The sequence below is a fragment of the Pseudomonas sp. NPDC079086 genome (genome assembly GCF_044542155.1).
Lineage (GTDB): Bacteria > Pseudomonadota > Gammaproteobacteria > Pseudomonadales > Pseudomonadaceae > Aquipseudomonas.
The window spans coordinates 187,222-199,806 of the sequence record NZ_JBITTY010000003.1 but is presented as its reverse complement, the minus strand read 5'-3'; the positions used below and the strand labels follow the sequence as shown (position 1 = coordinate 199,806).

15 protein-coding genes are annotated in these 12,585 nt (G+C 59.0%); 14 read left to right on the top strand and 1 reads right to left on the bottom strand.

All coding sequences use genetic code 11. The features are described from left to right. Positions 1-4 precede the first annotated feature (4 nt). The 9 genes from fabG (at position 5) to ACIGEK_RS15630 (ending at position 7,264) form a co-directional block, all read left to right on the top strand. The gene (gene fabG, locus ACIGEK_RS15670) at positions 5-748 is read left to right on the top strand and encodes a 3-oxoacyl-ACP reductase FabG (protein WP_397494222.1); all 744 of its coding nucleotides are present in this window, start codon (positions 5-7) and stop codon (positions 746-748) included. A 196-nt stretch (positions 749-944) separates the two neighbouring features. After that, positions 945-1,178 (top strand): acyl carrier protein, encoded by a 234-nt coding sequence (acpP, locus tag ACIGEK_RS15665; RefSeq protein ID WP_058066290.1) that lies wholly within the window; start codon positions 945-947, stop codon positions 1,176-1,178. A gap of 107 nt (positions 1,179-1,285) precedes the next feature. Continuing rightward, entirely contained in the window at positions 1,286-2,530 is a 1,245-nt protein-coding gene (gene fabF, locus ACIGEK_RS15660; protein ID WP_397494221.1) for a beta-ketoacyl-ACP synthase II, read from the top strand. Continuing rightward, positions 2,530-3,345, top strand: coding sequence for an aminodeoxychorismate lyase (gene pabC, locus ACIGEK_RS15655; RefSeq protein WP_397494220.1), 816 nt, complete (start codon positions 2,530-2,532; stop codon positions 3,343-3,345). Before fabF ends, pabC begins: the two co-directional genes overlap by 1 nt. A gap of 3 nt (positions 3,346-3,348) precedes the next feature. Beyond that, positions 3,349-4,401: an endolytic transglycosylase MltG gene (gene mltG / locus ACIGEK_RS15650; protein WP_397494219.1), complete on the top strand. Its 1,053-nt coding sequence runs from the start codon at positions 3,349-3,351 to the stop codon at positions 4,399-4,401. Positions 4,402-4,410: 9 nt separating this feature from the next. Beyond that, positions 4,411-5,043: a dTMP kinase gene (tmk, locus tag ACIGEK_RS15645; RefSeq protein ID WP_397494217.1), complete on the top strand. Its 633-nt coding sequence runs from the start codon at positions 4,411-4,413 to the stop codon at positions 5,041-5,043. Further along, positions 5,036-6,022, top strand: a complete 987-nt coding sequence (locus tag ACIGEK_RS15640; protein ID WP_397494216.1) for a DNA polymerase III subunit delta' — start codon at positions 5,036-5,038, stop codon at positions 6,020-6,022. The genes tmk and ACIGEK_RS15640 overlap by 8 nt, the downstream gene beginning before the upstream one ends. Before the next feature lie 36 nt (positions 6,023-6,058). Next, positions 6,059-6,415, top strand: a complete 357-nt coding sequence (locus ACIGEK_RS15635) for a PilZ domain-containing protein (RefSeq protein ID WP_090238100.1) — start codon at positions 6,059-6,061, stop codon at positions 6,413-6,415. 63 nt (positions 6,416-6,478) lie between these two features. Further along, the gene (locus tag ACIGEK_RS15630) at positions 6,479-7,264 is read left to right on the top strand and encodes a TatD family hydrolase (RefSeq protein ID WP_397494215.1); all 786 of its coding nucleotides are present in this window, start codon (positions 6,479-6,481) and stop codon (positions 7,262-7,264) included. Between the two features lie 234 nt (positions 7,265-7,498). Here ACIGEK_RS15630 and ACIGEK_RS15625 read toward each other — a convergent pair whose 3' ends face one another. Then, positions 7,499-8,632, bottom strand: a complete 1,134-nt coding sequence (locus tag ACIGEK_RS15625) for an aminotransferase class V-fold PLP-dependent enzyme (RefSeq protein ID WP_397494214.1) — start codon at positions 8,630-8,632, stop codon at positions 7,499-7,501. A 76-nt stretch (positions 8,633-8,708) separates the two neighbouring features. On the opposite strand from ACIGEK_RS15625, the gene ACIGEK_RS15620 reads away from it, so the two are divergent. From ACIGEK_RS15620 to ACIGEK_RS15600, 5 genes are all read left to right on the top strand, one after another. Beyond that, entirely contained in the window at positions 8,709-9,347 is a 639-nt protein-coding gene (locus ACIGEK_RS15620) for a TetR/AcrR family transcriptional regulator (RefSeq protein ID WP_090247979.1), read from the top strand. A gap of 79 nt (positions 9,348-9,426) precedes the next feature. Further along, positions 9,427-10,395 carry a GTP 3',8-cyclase MoaA gene (locus ACIGEK_RS15615; RefSeq protein ID WP_397494213.1) on the top strand — a complete coding sequence of 323 codons (969 nt, stop codon included), beginning with the start codon at positions 9,427-9,429 and terminating at the stop codon, positions 10,393-10,395. A gap of 27 nt (positions 10,396-10,422) precedes the next feature. Beyond that, positions 10,423-11,313, top strand: coding sequence for a radical SAM protein (locus tag ACIGEK_RS15610; RefSeq protein ID WP_397494212.1), 891 nt, complete (start codon positions 10,423-10,425; stop codon positions 11,311-11,313). A gap of 75 nt (positions 11,314-11,388) precedes the next feature. Continuing rightward, positions 11,389-11,991 carry a DUF4823 domain-containing protein gene (locus ACIGEK_RS15605; RefSeq protein WP_397494211.1) on the top strand — a complete coding sequence of 201 codons (603 nt, stop codon included), beginning with the start codon at positions 11,389-11,391 and terminating at the stop codon, positions 11,989-11,991. A 3-nt stretch (positions 11,992-11,994) separates the two neighbouring features. After that, positions 11,995-12,564, top strand: coding sequence for a DUF1285 domain-containing protein (locus tag ACIGEK_RS15600; protein ID WP_397494209.1), 570 nt, complete (start codon positions 11,995-11,997; stop codon positions 12,562-12,564). The last annotated feature ends 21 nt before the right edge of the window (positions 12,565-12,585 follow it).

Here is a 12,585-nt window from a genome sequence, read left to right as displayed (position 1 = left end):
CGTTATGAGCCTGCAAGGTAAAGTTGCACTGGTAACCGGCGCGAGCCGTGGTATTGGCCAGGCGATTGCCCTGGAATTGGGGCGTCAGGGTGCCGTGGTTATCGGTACCGCTACGTCCGCCTCGGGCGCTGAGCGTATTGCGGAAACTCTGAAAGCCAATGGCATAGAAGGCGCTGGTCTGGTGCTGGATGTTAGCGACAGTGAATCGGTCGCCAGCGCCCTCGAACATATCCAGCAACATCTTGGTCAGCCGTTGATTTTGGTCAATAACGCCGGCATCACCCGCGATAACCTGATGCTGCGGATGAAAGATGACGAGTGGTTTGATGTCATCAACACCAACTTGAGCAGCCTTTATCGGCTGACTAAAGCCGTACTGCGTGGCATGACTAAAGCGCGTTATGGTCGCATCATCAACATCGGTTCGGTGGTGGGTGCGATGGGTAATGGTGGGCAGGTCAACTATGCGGCTGCCAAGGCCGGTCTTGAAGGTTTTGGCCGTGCTTTGGCACGTGAAGTAGGCTCGCGGGCGATTACCGTGAATGCCGTGGCGCCGGGTTTTATCGACACCGATATGACCCGTGAGTTGCCGGAAGCGCAGCGTGATGCGCTGTTGACCCAGATTCCGTTGGGCCGTTTGGGGCAGGCCGAAGAGATCGCAAAAGTGGTCGCTTTCCTCGCTTCTGATGGCGCGGCTTACGTTACAGGCGCTACTATCCCTGTGAACGGCGGGATGTACATGAGCTGAATGTGACGGATGGCTTCAGAAAACTGTCATAGATGCTGTCTAAAATCCGTTATAAAGCTGCAACAGGTTTATAGGCAGATCGTTGAAGTGTTTGTGGGGCACCCCGGCATTCAGCTTGAAATGCTAAAAACCCTTTCTATACACTTGGCTGCAGAACAGTGGCCAAGATTTGTCCCATTAGGAGTGAGAACAACGTATGAGCACCATCGAAGAACGCGTCAAGAAAATCGTTGCCGAGCAACTGGGTGTTAAAGAAGAGGAAGTAACCAACAGCGCTTCCTTCGTTGAAGACCTGGGTGCCGACTCTCTTGACACCGTTGAGCTGGTGATGGCTCTCGAGGAAGAGTTCGAGACCGAGATCCCGGACGAGCAAGCTGAGAAAATCACCACCGTTCAGGAAGCGATCGACTACGTTACCGCTCACGCGTAACACGTAATCGTCGGATCCCGACTCGGAAAAGCCGCACTCCCTTTATCAGGCGTGCGGCTTTTCTTTAAGCGCTTTCCAGGCGTTGATAACTAGAAAAGGAGATTGCTGTGTCACGTAGACGCGTCGTGGTTACCGGTATGGGCATGCTGTCGCCATTGGGTAACGATGTGCCGAGTAGCTGGCAGGGCATTTTGGCTGGGCGCAGTGGCATTGGCCTGCTTGAGCACATGGATCTTTCCGCTTTTTCCACGCGCTTTGGTGGTGCGGTAAAGGATTTTAATGTCGAGGAATACTTGTCCGCCAAAGAGGCGCGCAAGCTCGACTTGTTTATCCAGTACGGCCTCGCTGCCAGCTTTCAGGCGGTGCGCAACTCCGGTCTGGAAGTCACCGATGCCAATCGTGAGCGCATCGGTGTGGCCATGGGCTCCGGTATCGGTGGCCTGACCAATATCGAGAACAATTGCAAATCGCTGCATGAGCAAGGGCCGCGGCGCATCTCGCCGTTCTTCGTGCCTGGCTCGATCATCAATATGATTTCCGGCTTCCTGTCGATCCATTTGGGGCTGCAGGGGCCTAACTACGCCATCGCCACAGCCTGTACCACCGGTACGCACTGCATTGGCATGGCTGCGCGCAACATTGCTTATGGCGAGGCTGATGTGATGGTTGCCGGTGGCGCCGAGATGGCCGCTTGCGGCCTGGGCATGGGCGGCTTTGGTGCCGCCCGTGCGCTGTCGACCCGTAATGACGAGCCGGGCCGGGCCAGCCGTCCGTGGGACAAAGACCGCGATGGCTTCGTGCTCTCCGATGGTGCCGGTGCACTGGTGCTAGAAGAGTTGGAGCACGCCAAGGCGCGTGGTGCGACCATCCATGCCGAGCTGATCGGCTTTGGCATGAGCGGCGACGCTTACCACATGACCTCGCCGCCTGAAGATGGCGCAGGTGCTGCGCGTTGCATGACCAATGCTCTGCGCGATGCTGGCGTGAACCCTGATCAGGTGCAGTACATCAACGCTCATGGTACCTCGACCTCGGCCGGCGATAAGGCTGAAGTAGCTGCGGTGAAGTCGGTATTTGGCGAGCATGCTTACAAGCTGGCCGTCAGTTCGACTAAATCCATGACTGGTCATCTGCTCGGTGCTGCCGGTGCGGTAGAGGCGATCTTCAGCATCCTCGCGCTCCGTGATCAGGTGGCGCCGCCCACTATCAACCTGGACAACCCCGACGAAGGTTGCGATCTGGACTTCGTTGCGCACCAGGCTAAGGCCATGGCGCTAGATGTAGTGCTGTCCAACTCCTTTGGTTTTGGTGGTACCAACGGCTCGCTGGTGTTCCGCCGGTTCGCCGGTTAATGCTGAACTGGGTCGATGGCCAGCCGGCCGAGCTGCTGTCCGTCAAGGATCGCGGCTTGGCCTACGGCGATGGGCTGTTTGAGACTATCGCCGTAAATGCCGGGCAACCGCTGTTGCTGGAACGTCACTTGGCGCGGTTGGCCGAAGGCTGTGTTCGGTTGAAAATACCTCTCGACTTATCCGCTGTGCGTTCCCAACTGCTGGCTTTCAGTCAGCACCTGGGTGAGGGCGTGGCCAAGCTCATCCTCACTCGTGGTGATGGGCAACGTGGTTATGCGCCGCCGCAGCCCACGCAGCCCACTCTTATCCTGCAGGCAACTGCCAAGCCGGTTTATCCCGCGGCCTATGCCCAACAAGGCGTACGCCTGTTTGCCTGCGCCACGCGCCTGGCCGAGCAGCCGTTGCTGGCTGGCCTGAAGCATCTCAATCGACTGGAGCAGGTGCTGGCGCGCAGCGAATGGCAGGACGCCGAACATGCCGAGGGCTTGATGCTGGACGCCGGCGGTCGGGTGATCGAGGGCGTTTACAGCAACCTGTTGCTGGTCAGTGGCGGCGTGCTGATTACCGCTGACCTGTCGCGTTGCGGGGTTGCCGGGGTGATGCGCGCCGAGTTGCTGACCCAGGCGGCTGCGCAGGGGATCGAATGTCAGGTGCGCGATATCAGCTACGCCGAGTTGCTGGCGGCTGATGAGGTCATGCTGTGCAACAGCGTCTATGGCGTGTGGCCAGTTCGCGCTTTGCTTGCACACGACTGGCCGGTCGGCCCGCTCACCCGTAAACTGCAGGCCATTGCCCGCGATCTACTGGACTGCTGATTCGTGATACGCAAAACTTTGCTGCTGCTGGAAGGCGGCGTGTTACTGGCTGGCTTACTGGTTGCGTTTGCCGCCTGGCAACAACATACAGCGCTGCAACAGCCGCTGAACCTCACTGAAGATTACCTGGTGGATGTGCCGGCAGGCGCGACTCCGGGAGGTGTGCTCAATCGTCTTGAGGCCGATGGCATTCTCGATAAGGCCTTCTGGCTACGCCTTTACTGGCGCTTCAATCTGCGCAATCAACCGCTGCACAGTGGTGAATACCGGCTGGTGCCCGGTGTTACAGCTAACGATATGCTTGGTCAGTGGCGACGCGGTGAAGTGCTGCAATACAGCCTAACGCTGGTCGAAGGCTGGAATTTTCGTCAGGTCCGCGCGGCACTGGCGCGCGAAACACGTCTTGAGTTGACCCTGAGTGAACTGAGTGATGCTGAGCTGATGAAGACGCTCGGTTTGCCCGGCTTGAATCCGGAAGGGCGCTTCTTTCCCGATACCTACAGCTTTGTGCGTGGCATGAGTGATCTTGAGCTGCTCAAACAGGCTCATGTACGGCTGGAGCAGGTGTTGGCTGAGGAGTGGGCGCAGCGGGCCAAGGATCTGCCGTACAAGGACCCCTACGACGCCTTGATCATGGCCTCGATGATCGAGAAGGAAACCGGCGTACCGCAAGAGCGTGGTGAAATTGCTGGGGTATTTGTGCGGCGTCTGCGTATCGGCATGCGCCTACAGACCGATCCGACGGTGATCTACGGTATGGGAGAGCGTTACAACGGTCGTATCACCCGTGATGATCTGCGTCAGCCCACGGCTTACAACACCTACACCATTGACGGCATGCCGCCGACGCCGATTGCGTTGGTGGGGCGTGAAGCGATCCATGCGGCACTGAATCCTGTGGCCGGCAGCAGCCTGTACTTCGTCGCCCGTGGCGACGGCAGTCATGTATTTTCCAACACCCTGGAGCAGCATAATCGGGCCGTGCGTGAGTATCAGCTCAAGCGCCGCGCAGACTATCGTTCCAGCCCGGCCCCGGCCGCGCCCAATAATCAGTAAGGACAGCCTGTGAGCGGTTTGTTTATCACCCTGGAAGGCCCCGAAGGCGCAGGCAAGAGCACCAATCGTGACTACCTGGCCGAGCGTCTGCGTGAGCACGGCATTGATGTGCTGCTGACCCGTGAGCCAGGTGGCACGCCGTTGGCGGAACGGGTGCGCGAGCTACTGCTGGCACCCAGTGATGAGCAGATGGCGGCCGATACTGAGCTGCTACTGGTGTTTGCCGCGCGTGCTCAGCACTTGGCGCAGGTGATTCGTCCAGCCTTGGCGCGTGGCGCTGTGGTGCTCTGTGATCGCTTTACCGATGCAACCTACGCCTACCAAGGCGGCGGCCGTGGTCTCTCCGAGGTGCGTATCGCCTTGCTGGAAGAGTTCGTTCAGGGCTCACTCCGCCCGGACTTGACCCTGGTTTTCGATCTGCCAGTTGAAGTGGGCCTGGCCCGTGCCGCCGCGCGAGGTCGGCTGGATCGCTTCGAACAGGAAGGTCGGCAGTTCTTCGATGCCGTACGCCAGACTTACCTGCGCCGCGCCGCTGAGCAGCCGCAGTGCTATCGCATTCTGGATGCCGCGCAATCCTTGAACGAAGTGCAGCAGGCTCTGGATAAGCTGCTGCCGCAACTGCTGGAGCTGCAGCGTGGTTGAAGCCTACCCCTGGCAGGATTCACTCTGGCAGCAACTCGCTGGCCGTAGCCAGCATGCCCACGCTTATCTACTGCATGGGCCTGCCGGCATCGGCAAGCGCGCGCTGGCCGAGCGGCTGATGGCGCGGCTGTTGTGCCAGCAGCCCGATGGTTTGAATGCCTGTGGTCAGTGCAAGTCTTGCCATCTTCTGGCGGCTGGCACCCATCCGGATAACTACATTCTGGAGCCGGAGGAGGCCGACAAGGCGATCAAAGTCGATCAGGTGCGTGAACTGGTCAGCTTCGTGGTGCAGACCGCGCAACTGGCCGGGCGCAAGGTGGTGTTAGTCGAACCGACCGAATCGATGAACGTCAACGCCGCCAACGCCTTGCTGAAGAGTCTGGAAGAACCGTCCGGCAATACCGTGTTGCTGTTGATCAGCCATCAACCTAGCCGCTTGTTGCCGACGGTGAAAAGCCGCTGCGTGCAGCAGGCTTGTCCGTTGCCAAGCGAGGCGATGAGCCTGGCGTGGTTGGCGCAGGCGTTGCCGGGCTGTAGCGCCGAAGAACATCACGAGTTGCTGTTCCTCGCCGCCGGCTCGCCGCTGGCAGCGGTGAAGATGCATGAGCAGGGCGTTATCGCTCAGCGCGCGCAGGTGGTTGATGGCGTGAAAAAACTGCTCAAACAGCAAATCGCTCCCAGTCAGTTGGCCGAGAGCTGGAATGCGGTATCGCTGCAGTTGCTGTTCGACTGGTTCTGTCAGTGGTCACAGCTGATGCTGCGCTACCAGCTGACCCGCGATGAAGATGGGTTGGGGCAAGCTGATATGCGCAAGGTGGTGCAGTACCTGGCGGAGAAAGCCCCGCAGCCGAAAGTGCTGAATATGCAGGATTGGTTGCTGGCGCAGCGTCAGAAAGTCCTCGGCAAGGCTAACCTTAACCGTGTCTTGCTTCTCGAAGCCTTGCTGGTGCAGTGGGCAAGCTTGCCCGGACCGGGCTAGAATCGGCCATTAAGTGAATAAAATCAGGAATGCCGCATGAGTCTGCCTCCTAACTTGGGCCCGCGTAACGGAATTTTGTCGCTGACAATCAAGGACAAATCCGTGCTTTATGCCGCTTACATGCCCTTTATCAAGAACGGCGGCCTGTTTATTCCAACCAACAAGAGCTACAAGCTCGGCGATGAAGTGTTCATGCTGCTCAATCTGATGGACGAGCCGGAAAAGATTCCGGTCGCCGGCAAGGTGGTCTGGATTACCCCCAAGGGTGCTCAGGGCAACCGTGCCGCCGGTGTGGGTGTGCAGTTCAATGATGGCGACAACACCGCGCGCAACAAGATCGAAACCTACCTGGCCGGTGCGCTGACGTCGGATCGCCCGACGCACACCATGTAAGTGTTTTTTCCTCCGTATCACGGTGCTGGCTCTGTGGCACCGATTCTCAAGTGATTGTTCCCCATGCTGGTTGATTCCCACTGTCACCTTGATCGCCTCGATCTGGCTGCCCATGGCGGTTCGCTCGATGCGGCGCTGGATGCTGCGCGTGCGCGCGGTGTTGGTCATTTTTTGTGCATTGGCGTGAGTGCTGATAATGCTGCCGCAGTCAAAGTCCTTGCTGAGCGTTATGCCGATGTTGATTGCTCGGTCGGCGTGCATCCGCTGGATCTTGAGCCTGGTGCCGCGCCGGCGCTGGACTGGCTGCTGGATGAATTGAATCATCCGCAGGTAGTCGCCATCGGCGAAACTGGGCTGGACTATCACTACGAGCCGGAAGCGGCCGAGTTGCAGCAGCAGGCATTTCGTCTGCACCTACAGGCTGCACAAGTCACCGGCAAACCAGTGATTGTGCATACCCGCGAGGCGCGTGCTGACACCCTGGCTTTGCTGCGTGACGCGGCGCTGCCGCAGGGCGGGGTGCTGCACTGCTTTACCGAAGACTGGGAAATGGCCAAGGCCGCGCTGGATATCGGCTTCTACATCTCGCTGTCAGGTATCGTCACCTTCCGCAATGCCGAGGCGCTACGTGAAGTGGCGCGGCAGGTGCCTGCAGATCGTTTGCTGGTAGAAACCGACTCGCCTTATCTGGCGCCGATCCCGCATCGCGGCAAGCCGAACCTGCCCGAGTACGTGCGTGATGTGGCTGAGTACCTGGCAGTGTTGCGCGGCGTAAGCTTCGAGCAACTCGCAGAGCAGACCACGGCCAACTTCAGGCGCTTGTTTCCTCTGGCCAGGGTTGCTGGATAAAAACTCTCCGATAAAAGCTGGGCGCAAAAAAAACCCGGGCTCTGGGGGATGAGACCGGGTTAAGACCATTAGGAGTAAATCAAGGTACGCGGTCCACGGTACCTTGGCTGGCGGAGCGCTTGGGGGATACGCCGCACACCAGTACTGCTGAGTATTGGTGAAGATTGGCGAACGTCCAGGCCGTTTACCGACATTCTTAAACGGATTTGGAATACAGGGCGCGCTGTTGAGTCCTCAAGCAGTAGCCCGCTGCCACAGCAGCGCCAGTGTCTCTTCAATTACCCTGGGTTCGGTGTAGAAGTGTGGCGACAGGCGGATGCCTGCACCGCGCTGTGCGCAGATCACCTGTTGTTCTTTCAGATGGCCAAACAAGGCTTGATGCTGCCAACCATCCAGGCTGAAGGTCAAAATCCCCGCGCGTTGCTGACGTCCCAATGCGCTGTGCAGGCGTGCACCGGGCACATTGCGTAGCCCATCAATTAACCATTGCATACGCTCATGCAGGGCGTTCTCGACTTGTTCCATGCCCACTTCTTCCAGCAGCGACAAGCTCGCTTCCAAGGCCATGGCGCCAAGCATGTTTGGGCTGCCGCATTCAAAGCGTCTCGCGCTGCGTGCGGGCTCCCAAGTGCTGCGCTGGTAGTCGCCGGCATGTTCGAGCATATGCCAGCCGTATTCATGCAGCTTGAGCTGCGCGCGCAGGTCGCTGCGGCAATAGAACACCCCAAGGCCTTCCGGGCCGAGCAGCCATTTGTGCCCGTCTGCCATGGCGAAGGCGCACTGACTGGCTTGCACATCGAAAGGCAGGGCGCCGAGCTGCTGGATAGCATCCACGCACAGCAGTACACCGCGCGCCTGGCAGCCCTGTCCCAGGCATGGCAGATCCAAGCGCAGGCCGCTGGCGTACTGCACGGCGCTAATTGCCATCAGGCGGGTGCGTGGGCCACAGGCGGCCAGCAGGGCTGCCTCCGGATCACCGGTATGCAGGTTGACCTGCACCACCTCGACGCCCTGCGGGGCGAGGGCTTCCCAGACAATCCGGTTTGAGGGGAATTCTTCATCGCGGATCACCACCTGATCGCCTGGCCGCCAATCCAGGCCGAAGGCGACAAAAGACAAAGCTTCTGAGGTGTTTTTCACCAGGGCGATATCGCTATGCGAGGGCGCGTTGAGCAAACGCTGCAGGCGTTCGCGCAGGCGACGTTCGACCTGCAGCCAGGTTGCGTAGTCACGGGCGCCGGTTTGCGCATTCTCGATGGCAAACCGGCTGACCGCATCGACTGCCCGTTGCGGCCAGGGGGAAACGGCCGCGTGGTTCAGATAACGCAGGCCGGGAAGTTGCGGAAACTCGTCATGAACTGCGTACATGGTCGGATGATCCGTGCAATTTGCCGTTAGTTAGGCATAATACGCGCCTTCGTTTTTTTGACCCCGTAGTCCTTTTATGCATAAAGAACCCCGCAAGGTCCGTGAGTTTCGCCGCCGCGAACAGGAAATTCTCGACACAGCACTGAAGCTCTTCCTCGACCAGGGTGAAGACAGCGTGACTGTGGAGATGATTGCCGACACGGTTGGTATCGGCAAAGGCACCATCTACAAACACTTCAAGTCCAAGGCGGAAATCTACCTGCGCCTGATGCTCGACTATGAGCGCGATCTCAACGAGCTGCTGCACTCGGCCGATGTCGACCGTGATAAGGAAGCGCTGTCGCGCGCCTACTTCGAGTTCCGCATGCGCGACCCGCAGCGCTACCGCTTGTTCGACCGCTTGGAAGAAAAGGTGGTTAAGGGCAACCAGGTGCCGGAAATGGTTGAGCAGCTGCACAAGATCCGCGCCTCCAACTTCGAGCGTCTGACCCAGCTGATCAAGGGCCGCATCGCCGAAGGCAAGCTGGAGGACGTGCCACCTTATTTCCATTACTGCGCCGCCTGGGCGCTGGTGCACGGCGCCGTGGCGCTGTATCACTCGCCGTTCTGGAGCAATGTGCTGGAAGATCAGGAAGGTTTTTTCCAGTTCCTCATGGACATCGGCGTGCGCATGGGTAACAAGCGCAAGCGCGAGGGTGACACTCCGGCTAGCTGAGGTATTCAGCGAGTGGATAAGCAATCTGCTGGGCTGGCGGCGCCCCTATACTCGGCGCTCACCTTTGCTGGAGCCGTGCATGATCGTTGATCGCCAGGGCAGACGTTTTCGCAATCTGCGTATTAGCCTGACCTCCGCTTGCAACTACGCCTGCACCTACTGCGTACCCGATGGCAAGCGGCTGGTTGCGGCGCAGGATGAGCTGTCGGCCGAGGCCATGCTGCGTGGCGTGGCCTATCTGATTGAAGCCGCTGGCATTGAGCGGCTGCGTATTACCGGCGGCGAGCCACTGGTCAGCCCTAAACTCGACGCTTTTCTGCGCGGTGTCAGCCAGCTCGGCTTGGCCGATATCAGCTTGACCAGCAATGGCCAGCTGCTTACGCGCAAATTGCCGCTGCTGCTGGAATGCGGCATCCGCCGCTTGAATATTTCCCTGGATACCCTCGACGCTGCGGCGTTTCGCACGATTGCCCGTGGCGGCGATCTGGCGACAGTCCTCGATGGCCTGCAGCAGGCGCGGGCGGCGGGCATCCAGATCAAGGTCAATATGGTGCCGTTGCGCGGGCAGAATCTCGATCAGGTGCTGCCGCTGCTCGACTACTGCCTGGCCAATGGTTTCGAGCTGCGTTTTATCGAGCTGATGCGCATGGGCCACTTGGCCCGCGACGGCAATGGCTTCCAGCGTCAGTTTATCGGCATGGCCGAACTGCTAGAGCTGATTGGCAGTCGCTACGAGTATGTCCAGGCCCACGCTGCGCTGGATGCCACCGCGCTGCGCTACGCCATCCTCGGTGTTGGCCACTTCGGCGTAATTGCCAATGAAAGCGTACCGTTCTGCCGTACCTGCTCGCGCTTGCGCCTGTCCTCGACCGGTTGGCTGCACGGCTGCCTATCCTCAAGCAATCGTCACTACATTGGCGACCTGCTCGACAAGCCGCGCCACCAGGCTTTACCTGCGCTGCAGGGCATGTTGGTCAAGGCGCTGGGCGACAAACAATATGTCGCGTTCTCCGGCGGCGCGACCGTGATGAAGATTATTGGCGGCTAATACCGCCGTCTGCCTTGAGTGAAGAGCATGCAAGATTTCCCCATCAGTTATATCGAGCCCGTGTTTCGCCCGCCCAGTGAAGCTCATTCGCTGATTTTGCCGGTGACCAATGGTTGCTCTTGGAATAAGTGCACGTTCTGTGAAATGTACACTCAAGAGCAGAAGAAATTTCGTGCCCGCGATGAGGCGCAAGTGCTCGAAGAGATTCGCCTGACCGGTGAGCGGATGATCGTGCAGCGGGTGTTTCTTGCCGATGGCGATGCCCTGGTACTGCCGACGCGGCGTCTGTTGACCATCCTGCAGGCCATTCGTGAGCACATACCGGAAGTCGAACGGGTTTCGAGCTATTGCCTGCCGCGCAATCTACGCAAGAAGTCTGTGGATGAACTCAAGGAGTTGGCTGATGCTGGGCTGCGCATGGCTTATGTCGGCTGTGAGTCGGGAGATGATGAGGTGCTGGAGCGGGTTAACAAGGGTGAAACCTACGAGTCCAGCCTGAGTGCGCTAGACAAGCTAGGTCAAGCGGGTATCACTCGCTCGGTGATGATTCTCAATGGCCTGGGTGGTACGACCCTCAGTGAGCAGCATGCGGATAACTCCGCGCGTCTGATGAATGAGGCGCAGCCGGAGTTTCTCTCAACCCTGGTGGTGAGTTTCCCTACGGGCGAGGCGCGGTTTCGCGAAGGGTTTTCCGACTTCCAGCCGCTCGCTCAGCAGCAACTGTTTATTGAGGTTGAGCGTTTGCTGAGCGGCCTTGAACTGCGTGACACGGTTTTCCGCAGCGATCATGCCTCTAATTACCTGGTGCTCAAAGGCACTCTGGGTTCTGACAAGCAGCGTTTGCTAGCGCAGGTGCGGCAGGCCATTGAGCAGCCAAAGCAGGCGCGACTACGTCAGGAGTGGCAGCGTGGCTTGTGATGCGGCGCACTGGCGTGAAATCTGCATCTAGGCGCTATCCGCCGGTTTTCTGTCGCCGGCTGCGGGAGAAGCGTGATGCGTAGTCTGTTGCTTATAGTGGGTGTAGTGGTGCTGAGCGGCTGCATGAAGGCCAGTGATCTGGCTGATGAGGCGATTTATCAATTGCGCGATGTCGGCGTGCTTGATCACAGCCAGACGCGGCGCGCCAGTCCTTGGCGCTTGCAGGCTGACTCGTTTATCTATATCGCCCAAGGTCATTTTGTACCGCCGGGCTCAGCCTATCCGCGTCCCAATGTGGTGGCCGAAGAGGCCTACAAAGGCTTTATCGAGTATTTCCCCATGGTCCGTCGCGCCAAGGCGCCGCTAGGATTGGAGGAGTCTCTTACCGCTGCCCGTGAAGCCGGGGCGCATTATCTGTTGTACAGCCGCTTTGCCTACGCCGATGACCGTATCGGCACCGTTGAAGAGTGGGAGGATCAGGAGGCCCTGGATCGTCTGGGCACCGATCGCGGGGTGATTCAGTTGATGCTGATCGAGACCAATACTCGCTATTTGGTCGACACCACGCGCATTCGTAGCCGCGGAGGCTTCCTGACGCTTTATGATGCCAAGCCTGAGGATCTGATCGGTCCGGCGCTGCAGGATTACGCGCGGCGTTTGATAGGCTTGGGGCATTGAGTGATGACTGATACAGGCAAGGCCGGCGACCTGCTGGCGCAGATACCCAAAGGCGAGGGCAAAGGCTTGCCACCGGTGCACCTGTGGAATCCGACGTTTTGCGGTGATATCGATATGCGCATCGCTCGCGATGGCACTTGGTATTACATGGGTACGCCGATTGGCCGCAAGCCGATGGTCAAACTGTTCTCCACCATTATTCGCCGCGACGGCGATAAGTACGTGCTGGTGACGCCGGTGGAAATGGTCGGCATCCAGGTTGATGACGCGCCCTTTGTGGCAATCAGTCTGCAGGTGATCGGTGCGGGCGAGGCGCAGGTGCTGAGCTTTGTCACCAATGTCGAAGATGAGGTGGTAGCTGGCAGCGAGCATCCGTTGCGGGTTGAGTTGGATGCTTCGACCGATGAGCCTGCACCCTATGTGCATGTGCGGGCTAATCTTGAGGCGCTGATCCACCGCAATGTGTTTTATCAGCTGGTAGAGCTGGCGGTGCCACGCGAGATCAATGGCGAGACCTGGCTCGGTGTCTGGAGCAGTGGCGAGTTTTTCCCCATTGGTCCGCAGCCAAACTGATCTTCTTTCCTGATTACGGTT

Bases quoted from the DNA above. Each gene is read 5' to 3' on its own strand.
- ACIGEK_RS15615 (WP_397494213.1), top strand. From the start codon at position 9,427: ATGATCGTTGATCGCCAGGGCAGACGTTTTCGCAATCTGCGTATTAGC.
- ACIGEK_RS15600 (WP_397494209.1), top strand. From the start codon at position 11,995: ATGACTGATACAGGCAAGGCCGGCGACCTGCTGGCGCAGATACCCAAA.
- acpP (WP_058066290.1), top strand. From the start codon at position 945: ATGAGCACCATCGAAGAACGCGTCAAGAAAATCGTTGCCGAGCAACTG.
- ACIGEK_RS15620 (WP_090247979.1), top strand. From the start codon at position 8,709: ATGCATAAAGAACCCCGCAAGGTCCGTGAGTTTCGCCGCCGCGAACAG.
- ACIGEK_RS15635 (WP_090238100.1), top strand. From the start codon at position 6,059: ATGAGTCTGCCTCCTAACTTGGGCCCGCGTAACGGAATTTTGTCGCTG.
- pabC (WP_397494220.1), top strand. From the start codon at position 2,530: ATGCTGAACTGGGTCGATGGCCAGCCGGCCGAGCTGCTGTCCGTCAAG.
- ACIGEK_RS15605 (WP_397494211.1), top strand. From the start codon at position 11,389: ATGCGTAGTCTGTTGCTTATAGTGGGTGTAGTGGTGCTGAGCGGCTGC.
- ACIGEK_RS15625 (WP_397494214.1), bottom strand. From the start codon at position 8,632: ATGTACGCAGTTCATGACGAGTTTCCGCAACTTCCCGGCCTGCGTTAT.
- ACIGEK_RS15630 (WP_397494215.1), top strand. From the start codon at position 6,479: ATGCTGGTTGATTCCCACTGTCACCTTGATCGCCTCGATCTGGCTGCC.
- ACIGEK_RS15610 (WP_397494212.1), top strand. From the start codon at position 10,423: ATGCAAGATTTCCCCATCAGTTATATCGAGCCCGTGTTTCGCCCGCCC.
- fabG (WP_397494222.1), top strand. From the start codon at position 5: ATGAGCCTGCAAGGTAAAGTTGCACTGGTAACCGGCGCGAGCCGTGGT.